The following is a 22,828-nucleotide window of genomic DNA, read 5'->3' as shown; positions in this document are numbered from 1 at the left end:
ATCAGGCCACCTTCTCTTCAGCGTGGCCGGTATCCCCGGCCGCAAGGGTCATTTTTTCCGCCAGGGCGGTCAGCTGCGCGCCGAGGGTTTGCGGGATAGCGAGAGCGGCGACAAAGCGGTCCGGCCTGACCACGGCGATGGCGGTGTTATGTTGCGCAAACCAGCTCTTCAGACGGTTTTGCTTATCCCCCACCCGCAGCGTGCCCGGGGCGTTATCCTGCTCGCGATGGATCTGCACCTCCGGCACGACCTGGATAAAGCGCACCCCTATCGCGCGCCAGCGGGCGATCTGCCCGGCGTCGAGCCCCCACTGCGGGTTGCAGCCCCAGCCGATAATGGCGAAATTCGCCCCGATAACCTCATCGAGCAGGAGACTCTCGCCGTTCTCCAGCGTCACCTGCGGTTGAATAAACATTTTGCCCACCGGCGAGGCTTTGCCTGCGCCGTCGGTCAGCAGCGCCCCTTCGCGATACTGCGGCATCGGCTTAAAACGCATTTCGAGGAAGTAACGTTTCACCGGCGGCAGGTAGTTCAGCAGCCAGGAGAGGCCATCGCGCGCCGCGCCCTGCCAGCGCTTCGGCGGCGCCAGCACGTGACCGGCGGTGACCGACAGGTCAATCATCGCCTTCGCGTGGTCGCGACGCTCCTGCTGGTAGCTGTCAAGCAGCGCCTCTCCCGCTTTGCCGTTGACCACCAGCGCCAGCTTCCACGCCAGGTTGAAGGCGTCACGCATGCCGCTGTTGTATCCCTGGCCCTGCCAGACCGGCATGATGTGCGCGGCGTCGCCGGCCAGCAGCACCCGGTCAATGCGAAAGCGCTCGGCAAGGCGCGCGTTATGGGTGTAGACCCGCTGGCGGATCAGCTCGACGCGATCCGGGTACGGCAGCACTTTGCTCAGCAGACGGCGCATATTGTGCGGCTCGCTGAGCTGGGCTTCGGTTTCCCCGGGCATCACCATAAATTCAAATCGGCGCACGCCGTGGGGCAGCGCGGCGGAAACGTAGGGCCGCACCGGGTCGCAGCACAGGTAGACGTGCGGGGTGGCCAGCGGATCGTTGGCGATATCGATGACGATCCACTGGTTCGGCGCGGTCTTGCCTTCGAAAGGGACGTTCAGCGTGCGGCGAATAAAGCTGGCGCCGCCGTCGCAGGCCACCAGCCAGTCAGCGCGCACCGTCTCCCGCTCGCCGTCCGGTCCTTTGATATTTAACGTGACACCGTCACTGCTCTGGCTAAAGGCTTCCACCTCGCGGGAAAAGAGGCAACGGACCTGCGGGAAACGCTGCAGGCCGTGATACATCACCGCATCCACCTGCGGCTGAATAAAGGCATTGCGCCGCGACCAGCCAAACTCATCGGTCATAGGCTGGATGTCGGCAAAGCAGCGGCCCTTCGGGGTCAGAAAGCGCATGGCGTGCCACGGCGTGGTGTGCGGCAGCACGTCATCCACCAGCCCCACCGCCTGCATCGCCCGCAGCGATTCATCGTCAATACCGATGGCCCGCGGGTAATCGATCAGTTTGTCGAGCTTTTCCACCAGCAGCACGCTGATGCCCATCTGGCCAAGGTAGTTGGCCATCATCAGGCCTACCGGACCGGCGCCGGCAATGGCGACCTGGGCGGTATGCTGCACGGCGGGTTGAATATCGGGTGTAGATGTTGTCATTCTTAGCGACCTCACGACTCGGAAACTGCCCGGCTGACAGGCAATTTGTTAATCATGTGTAAACGTATTTTTATAATGGGCTGAGTATAGGGCGGGTGTTTTCGGCTACAATCAAAACATCGCTGAATGTGCACTAGGTGCACATCGCTGTTTATAAAGCGTTTTAAGGAAGGATTTATGCGTGATGATGGGGCCACTGAGTACAAAACGGTGCGCGGATTAAGCCGGGGTTTATTGTTATTAAAATTGTTAAATAAATTCGACGGCGGCGCGACGCCCGGCCTGCTGGCGGAGTTTAGCGGCCTGCATCGCACCACCGTGCGCCGGCTGCTGGAGACGCTGCAGGAGGAAGGTTTTGTCCGCCGCAGCCGCTCCGATGACAGCTTTCGTCTGACCATTAACGTCCGCCAGCTGAGCGACGGATTTCGTGACGAACATTGGATTTCTGCCCTCGCCACGCCGCTGCTCGGGGAGCTGCTGCGCGAGGTCCAGTGGCCGACGGATATCACCACCCTCGACGTCGACGCCATGGTGGTGCGCGAAACCACCCACCGCTTCAGTCGGCTGTCGTTTCACCGGGCGATGGTCGGACGGCGACTGCCGCTGCTGCTCACCGCCTCCGGTCTGACGTGGCTGGCCTTTGCCCCCGACGCGGAGCGCGACGCCATTCTCAGCATGCTCGCCGCCCGTCCGGAAGCGGAGTATCAGCTGGCTCGCGAACCGGAACGGCTGGCGGCGATCCTCGCCCGCACCCGCCAGAACGGCTATGGCGAAAATTTCCGCGGCTGGCGGCAGGAGGAGAAAATCGCCTCTATCGCCGTGCCGGTCTGCAGCCAGCAGCGGGTCATCGGCTGCCTCAACCTGGTCTATATCGCCAGCGCCATGACCATTGAGCAGGCGGCGCAGAAGCATCTCTCCGCGCTGCAGAGGGTGGCGGGCCAGATAGAAGCCCGTATGGAAGATGAAGAGGTGTTATACGACATTCCTTGATCGTGAAGGGGTGAAAGGCGATCAATTATTGCCCCCGGCATCGTTATATAATTTAATATATATCGAATTTTTCAAGCCACTCGAGCCACGCCATGTCAAAACACCCCTTACTGCTGGGCCTGACGCTGCTCAGCGCCAGCCTGTTCACCGGCCAGACCTTCGCCGACCGTACCGTCACTGACCAGCTGGGTCGCCAGGTCACCCTCCCCGACCACGTCACCCGCGTAGTGGTTCTGCAGCATCAGACGCTCAATCTGCTGGTGCAACTCCATGCCGCCGAGGATATCGTCGGCGTCTTAAGCAGCTGGAAGAAACAGCTCGGGCCGCAGTTCGTCCGCTTTATGCCGACAATCGCGCAACTGGCGACGCCGGGCGATCTCACCCAGGTCAATATTGAAAGCCTGCTGGCGCTACGTCCGCAGGTGGTTTTCGTCGCCAACTATGCGCCGCCGGCGATGATCGCGCAGATCCAGCAGGCCGGGATCCCGGTGGTGGCCATCTCGCTGCGCCACGATGCCGCCGGGGAAAAAAATAAAATGAACCCTACCATGGCTGACGAAGAGCAGGCCTATAACGCCGGGCTGGTGGAGGGGATCCGCCTTATCGGCGAGGTCGTCGAACGCCAGCCCGAAGCCGAGGCGCTGATTCACTACACCTTTGCGGCGCGCCAGCAGGCCAACGCGCCGGTGGCCGATATTCCGCAGAACCAGCGGGTGCGGGTCTATATGGCCAATCCCGATCTGAACACCTACGGCGCCGGAAAATACACCGGACTGATGATGGCCCACGCCGGGGCGCTGAACGTGGCGGCAGCGAGCGTTAAAGGCGCCCGCCAGGTATCGCTGGAGCAGCTCCTGGCGTGGAACCCGCAGGTGATCTTCGTCCAGGACCGTTATCCGCAGGTGGTCAAACAGATAGAGAGCGACCCGCAGTGGCAGACGATCGATGCGGTGCAACATCATCGCGTCTGGCTGATGCCGGAATACGCCAAAGCCTGGGGATACCCAATGCCGGAGGCGCTGGCGCTGGGCGAGCTATGGATGGCGAAAAAACTCTATCCTGCACGCTACCAGAACATCGATGTGGACAGCAAAGCCAGGGATTACTATCAGCGTTTTTTTCGTGTGACGTGGTCACCCGATGCGCGTTAATTCCCGTCCCTGGCTGTTGCCGCTTTGCCTGGCGCTGATGACGCTGACGATCGCCGTTGCCTCTCTCGGTGTCGGCCAGTATCCGTTAAGCCTGAGCGCCGTCGGGCATACCCTGATCCAGCTGCCGCCCGGTGAAGGGGTGGTTGGGCAGATCGTCTGGTCGGTTCGCCTGCCGCGCGTGGCCATGGCCCTGCTGGCCGGCGGCGCGCTGGGGCTGTGCGGCGCCACCTTACAGGGGGTGTTCCAGAATCCGCTGGTGGATCCGCATATCATTGGGGTGACCTCCGGCTCCGCCTTCGGCGGCACGCTGGCGATCCTGTTGGGATTCGGCAGCCTGTTGATGATGGCCTCGACCTTTTTCTTCGGCCTCATCGCGCTGGGGCTGATTTATCTCCTCGCCGCCCTGCAGGGGCGGGAAAGCACGCTGGGGCTGATTCTGTCAGGGATCATTCTCAGCGGTTTTTTCGCCGCCCTGGTCAGTCTGATGCAGTACCTCGCCGATAGCGAAGAAACGTTACCGAACATTGTCTTCTGGCTGCTCGGCAGCTTCGCGACCGCCAACTGGCATAAGGTATTGCTCATGCTTTTGCCAATGACCGTGGCTGCCGGGCTGCTGTGGCAGCTGCGCTGGCGCATCAACCTGCTGGCGCTGGAGGAGCGGGATGCCCGCAGTCTTGGCGTTCCGGTGGCCGCGCTGCGTCGCGGCGTGCTGGTCTGCTGCGCGGTGCTGGTGGCCGCCCAGGTAGCGGTCAGCGGCAGCATCGCCTGGATGGGGCTGGTGGTCCCTCACCTCGCCCGCCTGCTGGTGGGGGCCGATCATCGTCCCCTGCTCCCCACCGCATTCTGGCTCGGCGCCGCCCTGATGCTGGTGGTGGACGATCTGGCGCGCACGCTGACCCAGGCGGAGATCCCGATTGGGATTATCACCGCCCTGCTGGGAGCGCCGCTGTTTACCTTTTTGCTGGTGCAGTCCCGACGCCGGAGGATGGCGCCATGAACATATCCTTATCGCTGGAAGCGCTACGCTACGGTCGCCGTCAACCGCTCTTCGACCCGCTGACACTGGCCTGCCGGTCCGGTGAGATCTGGGCGGTACTCGGCGCCAATGGCCGGGGAAAAAGTACTCTGCTGGACACCCTGAGCGGCGTATTGCCCCCGCTTGGCGGCCAGATGCAGTGCGAGGGCGGCGTGGCCCTTGTCCCGCAGTCGTTTCGCCCCGCTTTCAGCTGGCGAGTGAGTGATGTGGTGCTGATGGGCCGCGCCCGTCACGTGGATCTCTTTGCCCAGCCGGGCGAGGAGGACGCTCGACGGGTTGTGAAAGCCCTGGCGCAGCTGGGCATTGCCCCCCTGGCCCGACACGATTTTAGCTCTCTCTCCGGCGGCCAGCAGCAGCTGGTGCTCATCGCCCGCGCGCTGGTCAGCGCCAGCCAGAATATCCTGCTGGATGAACCCTGTTCTGCGCTGGACCTTGGTAACCAGCAGGTGGTGTTGCAGCTGATCGACGACCTCGCTCACCGTCAGGCGCGCACCGTCCTGTTCACCACCCATGACCCGAACCATGCCCTGCAGGTGGCCAGCCATACGCTCCTTCTCCTGCCGGAGGGCCAGTGGCTGGCGGGCGAGACGGCCGACGTGCTAAGTGAAACGCACCTCCGGCAAGCCTACGGCCTGCCGGTACGTTTGATCCACCATCCCGCGGCCGCTTATCCTCTGCTGGCCCCCGGGTTTACCCTGCGTCGCTGAAGGATAAAAACCCCGCCCGCCGGAGACAGGCCTGCCCGGCCTCGCCGAGGATAAAGCGATACAGGGCTGTGGCGGCGGGGTCGGCGCTAAGGCGCGCCAGCTGATAGTCGCAGCAAATGTTCCACGGCGCGGGGATGACCAGGGTGCGCAGATCATCGCAGGCGGCCAGCGCGGCCCCATAGTGCGCATAGCCGATAAACAGATCCGCCAGGTTCTGGCGAATAAGCCACGCGCCGGCTATCGCTCCCGGCGGCACGCTCAGCGAATCTCTGCCGCCGACCAGCGGCTGCGCCCGCCCGGACAACGCTTTGCCCAGCCCCGGATAGCGCGCCTCAAGGCGGGTAAACAGCTGCCAGGTATAATCTCCCGACGGATCGCAGCCCGGGGTGGAGGTCGCCAGCCGCAGGCGGGGCGCGCTGAGCAGCGCCAGCCAGTCCAGCGCGTCGTTCTCCGGCGACCGCCGGACGGTGAGCATCAACTGGTTACGGGCCAATCCCCGGCACTCCTGCGCCAGACCCGCCTGCAGCAGCGCCTGCGGGTGCGCCGCGTTGGCGGAAGCGAAAACCGCGCACGGCGTCCCGGACTCAATCCGCTCGCGCAGCAGGCCGGCGGGGCCAAACTGCACATCGACCGCCAGGCCGGTGTGCTGCTGGAACTGCGCCACCAGCGGCTGGAAAGCGCTTTTCAGGCTTCCCGCCGCCAGCAGCATGAGAGGAGGAGAGATCATCGTCATTCGCTATAAAACAGATAATATAACGCTATCTTACCCGAACTGACGCCGCGTCAGTAGCGAATTTCCGCCAGCGCCCGCAGCTGTTCGGGGGTGGCTACCGGCAGGTCGAAAAAGCGCAGATAGGCAGGGATCATTTCAAACAGCATGTCGGTCCCGCGCTGGATGTGGCACTGTCGCGCCTGGGCGGCTCTCAGCAGCGGAGTATACTCCTGGGTCATCACCACCTCCCCCACCCAGGTGCCTGGCGCCAGACGGTCAACGTCCAGCGGTAGCGGATCGCTGACCTTCATCCCCAGCGGCGTGGCGTTGACCACCAGCTCGTGTCCGGCAGGATCGTGCTGCATCAGAGTGATATCGAGCTGTGGATAGTGCTGATGCAGCCGTCCAGCGAGAGCGTGCGCCACCTCGGGACGGGTATCGTACAGGGTCAGGGCGCTGACCCCTGCCGCCGCAAGGGAGGCGGCGATAGCCGACCCCACCCCGCCGCTGCCGACCACCAGCGCCCGCGTCCCCTCAGGCTGAAATCCCTTACGGCGCAGGCCCAGCACAAAGCCGTCGCCATCGAACATGTCCCCGGAGAGGCTGCCGTCCGCCTCGCGACGGATGGCGTTGCAGGCGCCGGCGATAGCCGCCGTCGGGCTCAGGCGTTGCACCAGATCGCAGGTGGTGATTTTATGCGGCATCGTCACCAGCGCGCCGATGATATTGGTCATCGTAAACAGCGGCGGAATAAACGCGGCATAGTCCTCCGGCCTGACGCCCATTGGCACCACCTTCACGTCCACCTGCTGGTCGACAAACCACGGGTTGTAGATCATCGGCGCCTTAAAACTGGCGGTCGGATAGCCAAGATGCGCTATCAGCCGCGTATTCCCACTAATCACCATGCCTTGCTCCTTTGCTTACTGCGATAACTCGATACGTTTGACGTCGCCGAGGATAAACAGATAGGCTGCCACGCCCAGCAGCGCGGCGCCGCCGATGTAGATCAACGCGTAGAAGAAATTGCCGAACCCGGCGACGATAAAGCCGATCACCAGCGGGGTGAGGATCCCCGCGAGGTTGGCGCAAAAGTTGAACAGGCCGCCGGTGAGCCCGCCCAGCCCCTTCGGGGCGATGTCGGAGATCAGCGTCCAGCCGAGGCCCACCATCCCCTGGCCAAAAAAGGCAAACGACATCACCAGGATCACCGCCAGGTCGCTCTGCAGCCAGTTGGCGGAGATGATGCAGCTGGCCATCAGCAGGCCGGCGACGATCGGCAGCTTACGCCCCAGGTTGGCCGACCCGGTGGCTTTAAGCAGCTTGTCGGAGATCCAGCCGCCAAACATCACCCCGCCGGCGGCGGCGACAAACGGCAGGATGGAAAAGAAACCGACCTTCAGCCACGGCATATGGCGTTCGGTGGCCAGCCAGGTGGGAAACCAGGTAAGAAAGAATACCAGCACCGTGTTGCCGGCAAACTGGCCGATACTGGCGCCGATGATCTGACGTTTGCTCAGCAGCTGGCGGACCAGCGGCCAGCTGAACGCCACCTGCTGGTCGGCTGGGGCGCTCAGGCCGCCGCCGTTTTCGATATGCTCGCGCTCCTGCTGGCTGAGACGAGGGTCTTCATGCGGTTCGCGGTAGCAGCGCCACCACACCAGGGCGAACAGAATGCCGACCACGCCGACGCTGACGAACAGCACCCGCCAGCCGAAGCCGTCCATGATCCAGAACAGCAGCGGGGCAAAGCAGGCCAGCCCGAGGTATTCCCCCACGGTGTACACCGCCGTGGCCTTCGCGCGCTCCTGCTGCGGGAACCAGGCGCTGACCACCCGGCTGTTCACCGGAAAGCACGGCGCTTCGCTGACGCCAAGCCCGAAACGGCACAGCAGCAGCGTCTTCAGCCCCACCGCCATGCCGTGGAACAGGGTAAACAGCGACCACAGGGTCAGCGACAGAAAATAGGTCACTTTGTTGCCAAAACGGTCGAGAAACAGCCCGCCGGGGATCTGCGCCAGAGCGTAGGTCCAGGCGAAAGCGGAGAAGAGGATCCCCATGAGCGCAGGGTCAATCCCCAGCTCACCGGTCAGCTTTGGGGCGGCGATCCCCAGCACGGTGCGATCGAGGTAGTTGATCATGGTGCCGATGGCCAGCAGCGTAAGAATGCCGATGCGCCGCCGGGAGCGGCGCGCGGTGACGGCTGGCTGGGCGGCGGCCGTCGGGTTAGGGCTATATGAGCTCATAGTCGGTTCCTGTCTCGGGTACAGAGGGTGTTGTTATTGTGTTTCAGGCATAATGAACCATTTGATTCAGGCTAACAATACTGCATCGCCGCCAGACGGACGGCCGCATTCGCCGCGCCATAGAGCGCGTAGCCTGCCCGTCGTTCGGTTAATTCAAAGAAGAAGCGCCCGGCGATGAAGGGCCGGGTATACAGATGCAGGAACGCTCCGCCCTGCGGATCGCGGTCGTAGAGGAGCTGCCGCCGCTGGAGCTGCCCGACGTCCAGCTCGCCGCCAAAGCGCGCCAGCAGATCGTCATAGTAATTGGCCGGGATCGGCAGCGCATGATCGGCAACCGCGGCGAGCTGGTCGCAGGTGGCCGGCAGATCGCGGCAGGCAAAGGCGGCATGCTGCAACCCCGCCCCCTGGTAGCAGGCGACCGAGCGGGCGATCTGCGTCGCCCGGCTCTGGGAGATATTCAGCGCCAGGCGGATCTCCCCCTGCGGGCTGCGCACCGCCAGACTACGCACCAGTCCATAGGGATCCGGCAGCGTCTGCTCATGTTCGAGCGTAAAACCAAACACCGTGCGGAAGAACATCACCCAGTTGTCGCGGCTGTCGGCTTCCATCCCCAGCGCCAGATGGTCGATGCCGAGGTAATCTTCGCGCACCGTCACGCCATCGCGCAGGAGAAAGTCGCGCTCGTAGATCGCCTCCCCGGCATCGATGAGATAGACCAGGCTGCCGTCAGGGGCGCAGATCGCCGGGATCGGCGTTTCGTTCGGCCCGGCGTCGCCCTGCCAGGTGGCATACCCCAGCGCGCGGGCGCGAGCGACAATCGGCGCGCTGCTGTCGACCCGCAGCGCCATCGCGCAGAGCGATACCCCGTGGCGTTGATAAAAGTGATCGGCCCAGCTGTGCGGCTGATGGTTTATCACGATCCGCGCCCCGCCGTTGCGCCACAGCGTGACCTGTTTGGAGCGGTGGCTTCCCTCGTGCTGAAAACCCAGCGCCTGCAGGTGCTGCCCCAGGCGCTGCGCCTCGGCGACGCTGGCGGCGAATTCGATAAACTCCAGCCCGTGACAGACCGGCGGTGGCGGCGGTGAAAACAGATCGGCATCGCACGCCGGGAGCCGGCGACGAGTCTGCTCCTCCAGCCACAGCAGCGAACGATAGCCATCTTTGGCCGTCGCGCCGTTCGGCGAGGCGCGAAAACCGTCATTAAAGATCTCCAGCGACCAGGGGCCGCGATAGCCGCAGCGGGTGATCTGCTCGGCAAACGCCTCCAGCGGCAGCTCCCCCTGCCCGGGGAAGCAGCGGAAATGGCGACTCCACTCCAGGAGATCCATTTTCATATACGGCGCATCGGCGAGCTGAACGAAGGTGATTTTCTCCACCGGCACCGATGGCAGCGCGTCGAGGGTGTCTCCCCGGGCCAGGATATGGAAGCTGTCGAGCACCAGGCCCAGCGCCGGGCTGTCCACCCGCTGCACCCGCTCCCAGGCCTGCTGCCAGCGGTTCACATGGGTTCCCCAGGCCAGCGCCTCATAGCCGATAGCGATCCCCTCCTCTTCCGCCAGCGTGGCCAGCGCCCGCAGGTCCGCCACCTGCAGTTCGCTATCCGCCGAGCAGTCCGGCTGCACATTGCTGCACAGCAGCAACGTGTCGCAGCCCAGCTCGCGCATCAGCGCAAATTTGCGTCTGGCGCGGGCCATATTGGCCGCAAACTGCGCCCGGCTGGCGCCTTCAAAATCGCGAAAGGGTTGAAAAAGCGTGATTTTTAACCCTAAATCGGCGGCCAGCTGGCGGATTTCCGCCGGCGTCCCCGTATAATAGAGCAGATCGTTCTCGAAAATTTCCACACCCTGATACCCCGCCGCCGCAATAGCGTGCAGCTTCTCTGGCAGGGTGCCGGAAATCGAAACGGTGGCGATAGAGCGCAGCATAAGGTCCTCGGGTCAACAGCTGACGTGAGCCTTGAATATGTATCATTTGGTTCATTTGCGCCATACCAGGTTGCTAAATTGTGATCATTATGTGTATTTTTTGTCACCCAAGAAAAAGGAGTTGCCATGACCGCCGTTGCTCATGATGAAGCACAATCTCTGAAGGAGCGGATCTTCAGCGCCGCTATCGCCGTCTTTGCCGAACACGGGCTGTCAGGCGCCCGCATGGAGCAGATCGCCACCGAGGCGCAGACCACCAAGCGCATGGTGGTCTACTATTTCAAAAGCAAAGAGCAGCTCTATCAGGAGGTGCTGCAGCATGTGTATGCGCGGATCCGCGAAACCGAGCAGCAGCTGGGGCTGGAGAATGTGCCGCCGGTAGAGGCGCTGGTGCGGCTGGTGCGCTGGAGCGTGCGCTATCACGCCACCCACGCGGACTATATGCGGGTGATTTGCATGGAGAACATGCAGCGCGGCAAGTGGCTGAAGACCTCGGGAGAGCTGAAGCCGCTGAATCGTACCGCCCTGTCGATTCTCGAAGACATTTTGCAGCGCGGCCAGCAACAGGGGGTCTTTCAGGCGGGGCTGGAAGCGCGCGATGTGCACCGGTTAATCAGCAGCTTTAGCTTTTATCAGGTGTCGAATTTCTACACCTTCAGCAGTCTGTACCTTGACGATCCGCTGCCCGCCATTGACGATGAAGCGATGGTGGCCCACCACTGCGACATTGCCGTCCGGGCGGTGGTCCGCTTCGTGATTTCCTGACCCGCCGGCGAAAGGCGTCAGTGTCCGGAGAGGGCGTGAATGACCTTCGCCATTGCCTCCTCGGTGAGCGGTGAACGCTGGATTTTGCTGTTCGCCAGCGAGGTGCGCAGCACGCCGGCGATGACAATGTGTTTCGGCTCCTGGCCAAGGTCACGCATCTCCAGCACCACTTTGCCCACCACGCGGCACATTTCCTGGTACAGCTCGTCGTCTTTCGCTTTATTTCCCATTGAGTCTGGCTCGCATTTTCTCATTATCAATCAAATCATTATTGATAGATTTTTCCGGCAACGCAAATCATCCTCCCGTTACCGGGTCAATGGCGCATTTTACCGCCTCATAACGGGAGAAAATTCCCTTTCCGCCGCCCCTTTTCATCCCGCCTGTTGAAAAAATGTGTTGCATAGTTTTATGCATAACGTGCCGGTTTTGTTACGCGTTTTGTCCATAATTTGAAACGAGGTTTTTATTTTCCTTTTTGATTTCGCCAGCGTATAATGCGCTTCGATTCTTTCTTGAATGGTTTCAGCGCATTGGACTGCATGATAAAACGCATAACACCTTGCCACATTTCATGGGCTGAACCGCCAGCACACATTCTTCTGCACGCTTCAGGGTTGTCACCTATCCTTAGGGCGTGGCTTAGCAACTTTCGTAATACAGGTTTGGCTCCCCGGCAGTGCGCCCGCGGAGCGAGAATTCCATATCCTTCACAACTTAAAGACTAAAACTGTCATGAAAAAGACCAAAATTGTTTGCACCATCGGTCCGAAAACCGAATCTGAAGAGATGCTGACCAAAATGCTGGAAGCCGGCATGAACGTGATGCGTCTGAACTTCTCCCACGGTGACTATGCGGAACACGGTCAGCGCATCCAGAACCTGCGCAATGTGATGAGCAAAACCGGTAAGAAAGCCGCTATTCTGCTGGACACCAAAGGACCGGAAATTCGTACCATCAAGCTGGAAGGCGGCAACGACGTCTCCCTGAAAGCGGGCCAGACTTTCACCTTCACCACCGATAAATCGGTCATCGGCAACAGCGAAATCGTTGCGGTAACCTATGAAGGCTTCACCTCTGACCTGAGCGTCGGCAACACCGTTCTGGTGGACGATGGCCTGATCGGCATGGAAGTGACCGCTATCGAAGGCAACAAAGTTATCTGTAAAGTGCTGAACAACGGCGACCTTGGCGAGAACAAAGGCGTGAACCTGCCGGGCGTCTCTATCGCCCTGCCGGCGCTGGCGGAAAAAGACAAACAGGACCTGATCTTCGGTTGCGAACAGGGCGTGGACTTCGTCGCGGCCTCTTTCATCCGTAAGCGTTCCGACGTCGTCGAGATCCGTGAGCACCTGAAAGCCCACGGCGGCGAAAACATCCAGATCATCTCCAAAATCGAAAACCAGGAAGGCCTGAACAACTTCGACGAAATCCTCGAAGCCTCTGACGGCATCATGGTTGCTCGTGGCGACATGGGCGTTGAGATCCCGGTTGAAGAAGTTATCTTCGCGCAGAAAATGATCATCGAAAAATGTATCCGCGCGCGCAAAGTGGTTATCACCGCGACCCAGATGCTGGACTCCATGATCAAAAACCCACGTCCGACCCGCGCTGAAGCCGGCGACGTGGCCAACGCCATCCTCGACGGCACCGATGCGGTAATGCTGTCCGGCGAATCGGCGAAAGGTAAATACCCGCTGGAAGCGGTCACCATCATGGCGACCATCTGCGAACGTACCGACCGCGTCATGACCAGCCGTCTGGATTTCAACAACGACAACCGTAAACTGCGCATCACCGAAGCGGTGTGCCGCGGCGCGGTAGAAACCGCTGAGAAACTGGAAGCGCCGCTGATCGTGGTCGCCACCCAGGGCGGTAAATCCGCACGCGCTGTGCGCAAATACTTCCCGGATGCCACCATCCTGGCGCTGACCACCAACGAAACCACTGCTCGCCAGCTGGTGCTGAGCAAGGGCGTTGTGCCGCAGCTGGTGGAAGAGATTGCCTCTACGGATGATTTCTATCACCTGGGTAAAGATCTGGCGCTGAAGAGCGGCCTCGCGCGCAAAGGCGACGTGGTGGTGATGGTCTCTGGCGCATTAGTCCCGAGCGGCACCACTAATACCGCTTCCGTGCACGTGCTGTAATAATTTACAGGTTAATTGGTTTTTTTTTAATAAAGCGCCTCTCGGGGCGCTTTTTTTTATTCATCGACTAGCTCTTCCTATTAAAAATGCAAATCGGAATTTACTATTTAATAAGAGATTATCTAAGATGAATCCGATGGAAGCGTGCTGTTTTCACTCGCCTTTTTCAGCGATTTTGACCAATTCGATGCTTCTTTGAGCGAACGATCAAAAATAAGTGCGTTCAGGTAAAAAAAATATTCTCATCCCAAAAAAGTTTGTGTAATACTTGTAACGCTACATGGAGATTAACTCAATCTAGAGGGTATTAATAATGAATCGTACTAAACTGGTACTGGGCGCGGTAATCCTGGGTTCTACTCTGCTGGCTGGTTGCTCCAGCAATGCTAAAATCGATCAGCTGTCTTCTGACGTTCAGACTCTGAACGCTAAAGTTGACCAGCTGAGCAACGACGTGAACGCAATGCGTTCCGACGTTCAGGCTGCTAAAGACGACGCAGCTCGCGCTAACCAGCGTCTGGACAACCAGGCTCACTCTTACCGTAAGTAAGAGTTCTGGTAATAAAAATGGCGCACTCTGTGCGCCATTTTTTTTGCCCTCGCGCTGAGGGCTACTGGGTGAGCAGGCCGTTGTCAGACGAACTGTTCTGCGCCGACAGCGACGTCGCCGCGCTACCCGCCCCCGTCGATACCACCACCGGATAGCCCGCCCTTCTCGACATCGCTTTTTTCAGCTGCAGGTCATCCACCGCTTTATCCTCTGCGAAGGCGTGAAACGCCGCTGGCAGCGTGTAAGCGATGGTCCGGGTGTTTTCCCCTTCCGTCTGCGACAGCGGCCTGTGGACCTCTACATAACGTTTACCATCCGGCTCGACGGCAAACTTCACCGGCTGATTGATGATCCGCACCGGCGTCCCGGTTTTCACCTGACTGAACAGCGCCTTGATGTCATCGGCGTTCATCCGCATACAGCCCGAGCTGACGCGCAGCCCAACGCTGTCCGGCGCGTTAGTCCCGTGGATGAGATATTCGCCGTTACCGTAGGCCAGACGCAGCGCATAGCGGCCCAGCGGGTTATTCGGCCCGGCCGGCACCACCGCCGGGAGCGTCACCCCTTTCTCCAGCGAGCGCGCGCGGATGCCGGCGGTGGGTGTCCAGGTCGGGTTAGGGATCTTCTGCCCGACGCGGGTGGTCATCTCCGGCGTTTCCAGCCCTAACTGGCCGATGCCCAGGGGATAAACCTGGACCTGATTCTCTCCCGGCGGGAAGTAGTACAGCCGCAGCTCCGCGAGGTTGACGACAATCCCCTCCCGCGGCACGTCGGGCAGCAGCATCTGAGAAGGGATCAGCACCTGGGTCCCGGGCTTCGGCTGCACCGGCGCGATGGTATCGTTGGCTTCAAGGATCAGCATCGCCGCGGTATCGAAATGGCGGGCAATCGCCTGCAGGTTGCGATCGCTCTCCTGAACCGTCCAGTACTGGTTCTGGCCAATCAGCCGGCTGTTGGCCGGAGGCAGCGGGTAATCGACGGCCCAGGCGGCCGGTGAGGCGCCAAGGGCGCTGAGAAGGGCTAAAGCGATCATCGTTTTGCGTTTCATACTGAGATTCCTTCTTTCGCTGATAAAACGCCAGGAGACTGAACGGCGGCAGGGTCAGCGCCCTGCCGGACGTAACAGAATGAAATCTACCTGTTTATTCTAGCTAATATTTGCGGCTTTCGCGCGTATCGCGCGGATCATGGCTTCGAGGCCCTGCGAGCGGGAGGGGGTAAGATGCTGGGTGAGGGCCATTTTTTCAAACCACGGGCGGACGTCGAACTCGGTGATGTCCTGGGCGGTCATCCGGTCATAAAGGATAAACACCACCGCAATCAGCCCTTTGACAATCGCCGCATCGCTGTCGCCGCGCAGGGTGACAACGCCGGAAGGATCCTGCGCCATCACGATCCACACCTGGCTTTGACAGCCCTGAATAATGTTCTGCGGGCTGTGCTCCTCGGCGCTCAGCGGCGGCAGCCGCTGGCCCAGCTCAATGATATAGAGATACTTCTCTTCCCAGTTGGCGCAACGGCTAAAATTGCGCAACAGTTTGTCTTTGTCCGGTAATGCCGCCATCGTCACGTCCTTTACCCTAATAGTTTGCGGATCCGCTGGAGGCCGGCCACCAGGCGGTCCACCTCTTCCGTGGTATTGTACATCGCCAGCGACGCCCGACACATGGCCGGTACCTGATAGCGGGCCATCAGCGGCATGGCGCAGTGATGCCCGGTCCGCACGGCGATCCCGTAGTTATCGAGGAAGCTGCCGACGTCATAGGCGTGATGCTGGCCGAGGTTAAAGGCAATCACCCCTTTGCGCTGCGCCGGACCGTAGAGGATCAGATCCGGCACCGCGCGCAGGGCCTCCAGCGCGTAGCGCATCAGCGTCTGCTCGTATTCGGCGATCTGGGTCAGTCCCAGCTGGCTGACGTAGCTCAGCGCCGCGCCGAGGCCAATGATCCCCCCGGTATTCGGCGTGCCGGCCTCAAAGCGCCAGGGCGCCTGGTTCCAGGTGGTGCCCTCCGTCAGGCTGACGGTGGCGATCATCGACCCGCCCCCTTCCCATGGCGCCATTGTCTGCAGCAGCTCGGCCCGGGCGTAGAGCACGCCGATCCCGGTCGGGCCGTACAGTTTATGGCCGGAGAAGACATAAAAATCGCAGCCCAGCGCCTGAACGTCCACCGGGTGGTGCATCACCGCCTGGGCGCCGTCCACCAGCACTTTCGCGCCATGCTGATGCGCAAGGGCAATCAGCGCCGACAGCGGGTTTTCCGTCCCCAGCACGTTGGAGACTTCGGTTATCGCCAGCAGGCGGGTACGCTGGTCAAACAGCCCGGGAACCACGTCCAGCTGCAGGGTGCCGTCCGGGTTGAGGGGGATCACCCGCAGCTCAGCCCCTACCCTGGCGCAGAGCATCTGCCACGGTACGATGTTGGCGTGGTGCTCCATCTCGCTGATGATGATGTTATCCCCGGCGCCGACGTTGGCGTTTCCCCAGCTGTTGGCCACCAGGTTAATGCCCTCGGTGGTGCCGCGCACGAATACCAGCTCCTCCGCCGAGCCGGCGTTAAGGAAGATGGCCGCCTGCTGGCGCACCGCCTCCATCCGCGAGGTGGCTTCCGCGCTGAGGGTATGGATCCCACGATGCACCGCCGCGTAGCCGTGGCGATAGAATTCCGCTTCGGCGCCAATCACCGCCTCCGGTTTCTGGGCGCTGGCGGCGCTGTCAAGATAGACCAGCGGCTGGCCGTTAACCTCCCGGCTCAGTACCGGAAAATCGGCGCGAACCCGTTCTACTGAAAATGTCATGCTGTGCCTCCCGGCAAACGCTCTCCAATCCGCGCCAGCACCTGCTCTCTGAGCGCATCGCTGTGGATAGCTTCGGTAAGCTCGGCGGCGAAGGCGTAGAGGATCATCTGCTGCGCCGCCTGCTGTTCAATCCCGCGCGAGCGCAGATAGAACAGCTGTTCTTCGTCAATGCGCCCTACCGTCGCCCCGTGGCTGCATTTCACGTCATCGGCGTAAATCTCCAGCTGCGGTTTGGTGTCGACCTCCGCCAGCCGCCCGAGCAGCAGATTGTTGTTGGTCATCTGGCCGTCGGTTTTCAGCGCATGCGGCGCGACGTTGATCAGCCCGTTAAACACCGCCCGGCCCTTATCGCTGACAATGGTTTTATGCAGCTGGCGGCTGGTGCAGTACCCCACCTGGTGGTCCAGCCAGGTGCGGCTGTCGCAGACCTCATTTTTCACCGGCATCGCCAGCGAGTTAAGACGCAGGTCGCTGTTTTCGCCGCCCAGACGCGTGCTGGTGTGATGACGCAGCACCTGACCGCCGAGCAGGAAACTGCTGCTGAAAGCCGAGGCGTCGCGGCCCAGCAGCAGGTCGTTATGGGCGAAGTGGTAGCTGTGCGCGTTCTCGAACGCCAGCTTGAAGTGCTGCAGGCGCGCGTTGTCCGCCACCGTCATGGTCAGCCGCCCGCCGGTGAAGTGCGGTTGCTCATCAAGGCTAAGATAGTGCTCGACAATCGTCGCCTCCGCCCCGCTCTCCAGCGCCAGATGGTGACGATAGTGGGCGGTATTCAGCGCATCGCCGGCCAGGCCGCGGGTGATATGCATCAGCAGCAGCGGCTTGTCCAGGCGACGGTTGCGCGGCACGCGCAGGCGGGTCACCGTCTGCGCCAGGCTTTCGGTCAGATGGAGAAACACCTCCGGCTGGAGGGCACCCGGCAGATGCTGGCGCTGGTTATCGACACTGACCTCCACGCCGCTGGCGGCGAGATCGTCGCTCAGCTCAGGATGATAGCGACCGTCGATAAACACCAGTCGCCAGGCGTCCAGCGGCAGCGCCAGCGCGTCACGCTGTTCGGCGCTGATCGACGCTCCCTCATCGGCGACGAAGCGGCCGTTAATCAGCGCGTCCAGCGGGGTGTATTTCCAGTCCTCCTGCTTGCGCGTCGGCAGACCCAGGCGCAACAGCTGCTGCAGATGCTGGCTGGCCTCCGGCGTACGCTGGTCGCCCTGCGCTTCAAACAGATGGTGCCACTGCTGCAGCGCATTACTGCTGTTCGGTAAGCCAGCCATAGCCCTGCTCCTCCAGCTGTTTGACGAGAGTGAAATCCCCCGACTTCACAATCCGCCCCTGATACAGCACATGGACATAGTCCGGCTTGATATAGTCAAGGATGCGCTGATAGTGAGTGACGATGATGAAGGCGCGTTTGCCGTCGCGCAGCGCGTTCACGCCCTGGGAGACGATTTTCAGGGCATCGATGTCGAGCCCGGAATCCGATTCATCGAGAATGCACAACTCCGGCTCAAGCACCGCCATCTGCAGAATGTCGTTACGCTTTTTCTCGCCGCCGGAGAAACCCACGTTCACCGAACGGGTCAGCAGATCTTCCGGCATCTGCAGCAACCTGATTTTCTCTTCCATTAAATCCTGAAAGTCGAAGCGATCCAGCGGCTCCTGGCCGCGATAGCTGCGCACGGCATTCAGCGCGGTCTGCAGGAAGAACTGGTTGCTGACGCCGGGGATCTCCACCGGATACTGGAAGGCCATAAAGATGCCTTCCCCGGCGCGATCTTCCGGGGCGAGCTCCAGCAGGTTTTTGCCCTTAAACTCGACGCTGCCGCCAGTGACCTCGTAATCTTCGCGCCCGGCCAGGGTGGCCGAAAGCGTACTTTTCCCCGAGCCGTTCGGCCCCATAATGGCGTGGACCTCCCCCGGACGCACCGCAAGGTTCAGCCCGCGCAGGATCGCTTTATCTTCGACGGCGACGTGTAAATCTTGAATACTTAACATCTTTTTTCCTTAATTATCAGCCGACGCTATGCTCAAGGCTAATGGCCAGCAATTTTTGCGCCTCTACGGCGAACTCCAGCGGCAGTTCGGAGAAGACGTCTTTACAGAAGCCGTTGACGATCATCGAGATGGCATCGTCTTCGCTGATCCCGCGCTGCAGGCAGTAGAACAGCTGGTCCTCACCGATCCGCGAGGTGGTCGCTTCGTGTTCCAGCTGAGCGCTGTTGTTGCGGCATTCGACATACGGGAAGGTATGCGCCCCGCAGTCCGGGCCAATCAGCATCGAATCGCACTGGGTGTAGTTGCGGGCGTTGGTGGCGGTCGGCATGATTTTGACCAGCCCGCGATAGCTGTTCTGGCTGTGTCCGGCGGAGATCCCTTTCGAGATGATGGTCGAGCGGGTGTTCTTGCCGATATGGATCATTTTGGTGCCGGTGTCCGCCTGCTGATGGCCGCTGGTCAGCGCCACCGAAAAGAATTCGCCGATCGAGTTATCGCCGCGCAGGATGCAGCTGGGGTATTTCCAGGTGATGGCCGAGCCGGTTTCCGACTGGGTCCATGACATTTTGCTGTTCTCCCCTTCGCACAGGGCGCGTTTGGTGACAAAGTTGAGGATCCCGCCGGTGTTGTTATCCCCCGGGAACCAGTTCTGCACCGTGGAGTATTTCACTTCCGCGTCTTTATGGATGATGACTTCCACCACCGCGGCGTGCAGCTGATAGCTGTCGCGCACCGGCGCCGAGCAGCCCTCAATGTAGCTGACGTAGCTGCCTTCATCGGCCACCAGAATGGTGCGTTCAAACTGGCCGGTCTTTTCGGCGTTGATGCGGAAATAGGTCGACAGCTCCATCGGACAGCGGACGCCCTTCGGCACATAGATAAAGGTGCCATCCGAAGCCACCGCGGCGTTCAGCGCGGCAAAGAAGTTGTCATTGCCCGGCACCACGGTCCCCAGATACTTTTTCACCAGTTCCGGATGGTCGTGGATCGCCTCGCCGAAAGAGCAGAAGATGATCCCCTGCTCCGCCAGCTTTTCACGGTAGGTGGTCGCCACCGACACCGAGTCGAATATCGCGTCCACCGCCACCTCGCGCCCTTCGCGCACCGGCACGCCCAGCTGGTTAAAGGCTTCTTCCACCTCGCTGGTCAGGAAGGTGTTGGCCCCGGTCTGCTGTACCGCGCCGGGCTCGGAGGCGCAGGTCTCATCGCAGTTGCCGCAGGAGGGGGCGGAATAGTAGCTGTAATCCTGATAATTCAGCTTATCGTAATGCGCCTTCAGCCAGTGCGGCTCTTCCATCTCCAGCCACGCCCGGTAGGCATTGAGCCGGAACTCCAGCATCCACTGCGGCTCATTGCGACGGGCGGAGATGGCGCGAACCACCTCTTCATTAATGCCTTTGGCCAGCTCATCGGTCTGCAGGCGAGTGAAAAAGCCCTCTTTATAATTGAGCGGGCCGCCGGTCCAGGTTTTGACATCGTCTGTTGCTTCAGTATTACGCGACATAGTTACTCCGCCTGCACCCCAAAACTTTCGCCGCAGCCGCACTCGTGCTGCGCTTTCGGGTTATGAAATTTAAAGATTTCATTTAAACCTTCCCGGACGTAATCCAACTCCGTGCCGTCAATGAACGGCATCGCCTGCAGCGGCGCAAACAGCTTCGCCCCGTCAGATTCAAAGAGCAGATCGTCGGGCGCCGGCTCGGCAATCATTTCGAGCACATAGCCAAAACCGGCGCAGCCGCTGGTTTTGATACCCAGCCGTAGCCCCTTTTTATCCGGTTGCTTACGCATCAGATCGCGAATATGCGCGGCAGCGGCCGGCGTCATGGTCAGTCCCTGCCAGCTGAAATCGGCGGGATTAAAGGTTCCTGCTTGTACTTCCATCGATAGACCTCCAGGTTGGCGCCATCAAGGCATACCGCCATGTTAGTGATAATGATTATCACTTCAACCCTTCTCCAGCAGGGATATTGCCTCATTTAGCGCTTTTTATAAGCATAGACCCTTGCCCGGGGATTATCAGGGTACGCAAGTCGAACCTAATCATATGATTTATAATATGTTATTCTGATATTGTTCTGTTACCGCACGCAATGGCAAAGATGTATCGAAAATACCGATTTATGCGATAGCAGCAGACCACCTTCCTGATTCACCCTGGCGCAGAAACGGAAAAAGTGACGGCGTCACTAAGCGGCCATGCGCGCTGAACAGGCGCTGGCCTGCGGAATGAGAAAGCGTGAGAAGAAAGCGTCAAGGCGCGACGCTTTCGGCAGGGGCGGTCGCGGCCTGGCGGGGACGTGGCCGCGATCGGGGGGGATGTAAACCGCGATGAAACGGGTAGTCAGGAAGGCTATCGGTTGGCTAGGTCCCTTTTCTCACCAGGCGGGCGGCCTGGACAAAGACCTCATCCTCCACCCCATCCCCCTTCTGTCTGCCCAGCCGCACCAGCTCATCCACGATACTCCCCTGATTAATCTGCTTTTGGGTCGCCACTAAGCTAATGACCGCCGCGCCGATAGCCATGCCAATCAATGCCGTTTGTTCATCTTTATCTTTCATGGTGTCGCTCCGTCTGTCCTCATCAGAAAGGCTAGCAAAAGATAGCCACTGCTCCATTTCAAATTCACTTTCTTTACGCCTGCTGGAAAAGGCAGGCGCCGAGTTGACCACGCTTCCTTACTATGGCGATAGCGCATAACGCTGTCGCACCACGTGGGGTCTTTTATTTGGCCGAATTCACGCGTCGCGGAAATAAATAAAAATAACGCGCGTGCCTGAGGCAAAAAAAAGAAATAACTCATTAAGCGACAAATCCAGATTATTCCATTAGGGAATGGCTGAGATGCTAATATTTCATTTCCCCAACGATTTTAAGAAGCCTATAGTTTTTTTGCCTGCAGAACATCCACTTAGGTTAAAAGACATAAGGATATAATCATGATTGTTTCAGCCCCCAGCGATTATCGCGAAGCCGCTCGTCGCCGTCTGCCCCGTTTCCTTTTTGACTATATTGACGGTGGCGCGGTGGCGGAAAATACCATGAACGCCAATGCCGCCGAGCTCGCCTCGGTCGCTCTTCGCCAGCGCGTGCTGTGCGGGGCGGGTGAACCGACGCTGGCCACCACCATCCTTGATGCCCCATGGGCGATGCCCGTGGCGCTGGGGCCGGTCGGCGCCACCGGCATGTATGCCCGCCGCGGCGAAGTCCAGGCGGCCCGCGCCGCCTCCCGCGCCGGGATCCCTTACACGCTGTCCACCGTGTCGGTCTGCTCCATTGAGGAGGTGGCGAGCCACGCCAGCGGCGCGCTCTGGTCCCAGCTGTACGTCCTGAAAGATCGCGGCTACATGCGTAACGCGCTGGAGCGCGCCTGGGCCGCCGGCATGAAAACCCTGGTATTCACTGTCGATATGCCGATCCCCGGCTCACGGTATCGGGACAACCGCTCAGGAATGTCCGGGCCGCACGCCACCTTACGACAGTATCTTCAGGCCTGCACCCACCCGCGCTGGGCAATGAACGTCGGCCTGGCGGGCAGGCCTCTGTCGTTCGGTAATATCGAAGCCTATACCGGCCACAAAATGACCATGGACGACTATATGGGGTTTATCAGCAACAACTTCGACCCGTCCATCGCCTGGCACGATCTGGAGTGGATCCGCGACAGCTGGCCAGGAAAGCTGATCATCAAAGGGATCCTTGATGCCGAGGATGCGCGCAATGCCGTGCGGCTGGGCGCCGACGGCATTGTGGTCTCCAATCACGGCGGCAGACAGCTCGATGGCGCCATCCCCACCGCCCGGGCGCTGCCGCGGGTGGCGGAGGCGGTCGGCGACGATCTGACGGTCCTTGCCGACTCCGGAGTGCGCTCCGGCGTGGACGTTATTCGCCTGCTCGCCCTCGGCGCGAAGGGGGTCCTGCTTGGTCGGGCCTATATTTATGCCCTGGCCGCCGCGGGCGAAGCGGGCGTGGCGCACCTGCTGCGCTTATTTGCCGAGGATATGAAGGTCACCATGACCCTCACCGGCGCCACCTCCCCCTCGGCCATCAGCCTCGATTGCCTCGACCGGCTGGAAAAAGATCAACAGCGCAGCCGTGCGGTCCCGGTATCCTTATCTGCCTGACGCAGCCCGGGGCCGGGCC

At 60.7% G+C, this 22,828-nt stretch carries 24 protein-coding genes and 1 pseudogene; 10 read left to right on the top strand and 15 right to left on the bottom strand.

Features of this window, described 5'->3' with window-relative positions:
- Position 1 precedes the first annotated feature (1 nt).
- Positions 2-1,666 (bottom strand): bifunctional 3-(3-hydroxy-phenyl)propionate/3-hydroxycinnamic acid hydroxylase, encoded by a 1,665-nt coding sequence (locus ACOI7D_RS09760; protein WP_109547221.1) that lies wholly within the window; start codon positions 1,664-1,666, stop codon positions 2-4.
- 177 nt (positions 1,667-1,843) lie between these two features.
- Between ACOI7D_RS09760 and ACOI7D_RS09755 the strand changes: the two genes are divergently transcribed.
- The 4 genes from ACOI7D_RS09755 to ACOI7D_RS09740 all read left to right on the top strand — a co-directional run bounded on the left by ACOI7D_RS09755 (position 1,844) and on the right by ACOI7D_RS09740 (position 5,550).
- Positions 1,844-2,656, top strand: coding sequence for a DNA-binding transcriptional regulator (locus ACOI7D_RS09755; RefSeq protein ID WP_109547220.1), 813 nt, complete (start codon positions 1,844-1,846; stop codon positions 2,654-2,656).
- Between the two features lie 92 nt (positions 2,657-2,748).
- Complete coding sequence (locus ACOI7D_RS09750) at positions 2,749-3,807, top strand: ABC transporter substrate-binding protein (RefSeq protein ID WP_109547219.1); 1,059 nt, start codon at positions 2,749-2,751, stop codon at positions 3,805-3,807.
- Positions 3,797-4,804 carry a FecCD family ABC transporter permease gene (locus ACOI7D_RS09745; RefSeq protein ID WP_109547218.1) on the top strand — a complete coding sequence of 336 codons (1,008 nt, stop codon included), beginning with the start codon at positions 3,797-3,799 and terminating at the stop codon, positions 4,802-4,804. Before ACOI7D_RS09750 ends, ACOI7D_RS09745 begins: the two co-directional genes overlap by 11 nt.
- Positions 4,801-5,550, top strand: a complete 750-nt coding sequence (locus ACOI7D_RS09740; RefSeq protein ID WP_109547217.1) for an ABC transporter ATP-binding protein — start codon at positions 4,801-4,803, stop codon at positions 5,548-5,550. The genes ACOI7D_RS09745 and ACOI7D_RS09740 overlap by 4 nt, the downstream gene beginning before the upstream one ends.
- Here the strand turns inward: ACOI7D_RS09740 and ACOI7D_RS09735 are convergent.
- From ACOI7D_RS09735 to ACOI7D_RS09720, 4 genes are all read right to left on the bottom strand, one after another.
- Positions 5,534-6,277, bottom strand: a complete 744-nt coding sequence (locus tag ACOI7D_RS09735) for an extracellular solute-binding protein (protein WP_109547592.1) — start codon at positions 6,275-6,277, stop codon at positions 5,534-5,536. The two genes, ACOI7D_RS09740 and ACOI7D_RS09735, sit on opposite strands and share 17 nt — an antisense overlap.
- A 56-nt stretch (positions 6,278-6,333) precedes the next feature.
- Positions 6,334-7,170 (bottom strand): shikimate dehydrogenase family protein, encoded by an 837-nt coding sequence (locus tag ACOI7D_RS09730; RefSeq protein ID WP_109547216.1) that lies wholly within the window; start codon positions 7,168-7,170, stop codon positions 6,334-6,336.
- A gap of 15 nt (positions 7,171-7,185) precedes the next feature.
- Positions 7,186-8,508 carry an MFS transporter gene (locus ACOI7D_RS09725; protein WP_109547215.1) on the bottom strand — a complete coding sequence of 441 codons (1,323 nt, stop codon included), beginning with the start codon at positions 8,506-8,508 and terminating at the stop codon, positions 7,186-7,188.
- A gap of 71 nt (positions 8,509-8,579) precedes the next feature.
- Positions 8,580-10,433 (bottom strand): bifunctional sugar phosphate isomerase/epimerase/4-hydroxyphenylpyruvate dioxygenase family protein, encoded by a 1,854-nt coding sequence (locus ACOI7D_RS09720; RefSeq protein WP_050533313.1) that lies wholly within the window; start codon positions 10,431-10,433, stop codon positions 8,580-8,582.
- 126 nt (positions 10,434-10,559) lie between these two features.
- Here ACOI7D_RS09720 and ACOI7D_RS09715 point away from each other — a divergent pair, with 126 nt between their 5' ends.
- A complete protein-coding gene (locus ACOI7D_RS09715) occupies positions 10,560-11,198 on the top strand; it encodes a TetR/AcrR family transcriptional regulator (RefSeq protein ID WP_023290070.1) in 639 nt (212 codons plus the stop codon).
- Between the two features lie 17 nt (positions 11,199-11,215).
- Here ACOI7D_RS09715 and fumD read toward each other — a convergent pair whose 3' ends face one another.
- Positions 11,216-11,428 (bottom strand): fumarate hydratase FumD, encoded by a 213-nt coding sequence (fumD, locus tag ACOI7D_RS09710; RefSeq protein ID WP_004203074.1) that lies wholly within the window; start codon positions 11,426-11,428, stop codon positions 11,216-11,218.
- A gap of 236 nt (positions 11,429-11,664) precedes the next feature.
- Positions 11,665-11,796: a hypothetical protein gene (locus ACOI7D_RS09705; RefSeq protein ID WP_032428887.1), complete on the bottom strand. Its 132-nt coding sequence runs from the start codon at positions 11,794-11,796 to the stop codon at positions 11,665-11,667.
- On the opposite strand from ACOI7D_RS09705, the gene ACOI7D_RS09700 reads away from it, so the two are divergent.
- The 3 genes from ACOI7D_RS09700 (at position 11,741) to ACOI7D_RS09690 (ending at position 13,896) form a co-directional block, all read left to right on the top strand.
- Positions 11,741-11,926 carry a hypothetical protein gene (locus ACOI7D_RS09700; protein WP_418133804.1) on the top strand — a complete coding sequence of 62 codons (186 nt, stop codon included), beginning with the start codon at positions 11,741-11,743 and terminating at the stop codon, positions 11,924-11,926. The two genes, ACOI7D_RS09705 and ACOI7D_RS09700, sit on opposite strands and share 56 nt — an antisense overlap.
- 7 nt (positions 11,927-11,933) lie before the next feature.
- Positions 11,934-13,346: a pyruvate kinase PykF gene (gene pykF, locus ACOI7D_RS09695; protein ID WP_023290071.1), complete on the top strand. Its 1,413-nt coding sequence runs from the start codon at positions 11,934-11,936 to the stop codon at positions 13,344-13,346.
- Positions 13,347-13,659: 313 nt separating this feature from the next.
- Complete coding sequence (locus tag ACOI7D_RS09690) at positions 13,660-13,896, top strand: major outer membrane lipoprotein (protein WP_002908860.1); 237 nt, start codon at positions 13,660-13,662, stop codon at positions 13,894-13,896.
- Positions 13,897-13,957: 61 nt separating this feature from the next.
- Here the strand turns inward: ACOI7D_RS09690 and ldtE are convergent, their stop codons facing one another.
- The 8 genes from ldtE to ACOI7D_RS09650 all read right to left on the bottom strand — a co-directional run bounded on the left by ldtE (position 13,958) and on the right by ACOI7D_RS09650 (position 21,246).
- On the bottom strand, positions 13,958-14,944 hold the full coding sequence (gene ldtE / locus ACOI7D_RS09685; protein ID WP_065881334.1) for a L,D-transpeptidase LdtE: 987 nt from the start codon (positions 14,942-14,944) through the stop codon (positions 13,958-13,960).
- A gap of 99 nt (positions 14,945-15,043) precedes the next feature.
- Positions 15,044-15,460 carry a cysteine desulfuration protein SufE gene (gene sufE / locus ACOI7D_RS09680; RefSeq protein ID WP_023290073.1) on the bottom strand — a complete coding sequence of 139 codons (417 nt, stop codon included), beginning with the start codon at positions 15,458-15,460 and terminating at the stop codon, positions 15,044-15,046.
- Between the two features lie 11 nt (positions 15,461-15,471).
- Positions 15,472-16,692: a cysteine desulfurase SufS gene (gene sufS / locus ACOI7D_RS09675; RefSeq protein ID WP_109547214.1), complete on the bottom strand. Its 1,221-nt coding sequence runs from the start codon at positions 16,690-16,692 to the stop codon at positions 15,472-15,474.
- A complete protein-coding gene (gene sufD, locus ACOI7D_RS09670; RefSeq protein WP_281166475.1) occupies positions 16,689-17,963 on the bottom strand; it encodes a Fe-S cluster assembly protein SufD in 1,275 nt (424 codons plus the stop codon). Before sufD ends, sufS begins: the two co-directional genes overlap by 4 nt.
- Positions 17,938-18,684: a Fe-S cluster assembly ATPase SufC gene (sufC, locus tag ACOI7D_RS09665; RefSeq protein WP_048335957.1), complete on the bottom strand. Its 747-nt coding sequence runs from the start codon at positions 18,682-18,684 to the stop codon at positions 17,938-17,940. The genes sufD and sufC overlap by 26 nt, the downstream gene beginning before the upstream one ends.
- A 16-nt stretch (positions 18,685-18,700) precedes the next feature.
- Entirely contained in the window at positions 18,701-20,188 is a 1,488-nt protein-coding gene (gene sufB / locus ACOI7D_RS09660; RefSeq protein ID WP_002908877.1) for a Fe-S cluster assembly protein SufB, read from the bottom strand.
- Between the two features lie 2 nt (positions 20,189-20,190).
- Positions 20,191-20,568, bottom strand: a complete 378-nt coding sequence (gene sufA, locus ACOI7D_RS09655) for a Fe-S cluster assembly scaffold SufA (RefSeq protein ID WP_004143232.1) — start codon at positions 20,566-20,568, stop codon at positions 20,191-20,193.
- 480 nt (positions 20,569-21,048) lie between these two features.
- Complete coding sequence (locus tag ACOI7D_RS09650; RefSeq protein WP_004203090.1) at positions 21,049-21,246, bottom strand: hypothetical protein; 198 nt, start codon at positions 21,244-21,246, stop codon at positions 21,049-21,051.
- On the opposite strand from ACOI7D_RS09650, the pseudogene ACOI7D_RS09645 reads away from it, so the two are divergent.
- Together ACOI7D_RS09645 and lldD are read left to right on the top strand one after the other, a co-directional pair.
- Positions 21,245-21,334, top strand: a pseudogene (locus tag ACOI7D_RS09645) (hypothetical protein); the annotation flags it as partial. The gene ACOI7D_RS09650 and the pseudogene ACOI7D_RS09645 sit on opposite strands and share 2 nt — an antisense overlap.
- A gap of 290 nt (positions 21,335-21,624) precedes the next feature.
- On the top strand, positions 21,625-22,809 hold the full coding sequence (gene lldD / locus ACOI7D_RS09640; protein WP_048297731.1) for an FMN-dependent L-lactate dehydrogenase LldD: 1,185 nt from the start codon (positions 21,625-21,627) through the stop codon (positions 22,807-22,809).
- Positions 22,810-22,828: the final 19 nt, after the last annotated feature.

Source organism: Klebsiella sp. C360, from assembly GCF_048822415.1.
Taxonomy (GTDB): Bacteria; Pseudomonadota; Gammaproteobacteria; order Enterobacterales; family Enterobacteriaceae; genus Klebsiella; species Klebsiella quasipneumoniae.
The sequence above is the reverse complement of the archived record's forward strand: the minus strand, read 5'-3'. Positions and strand labels throughout refer to the sequence as shown.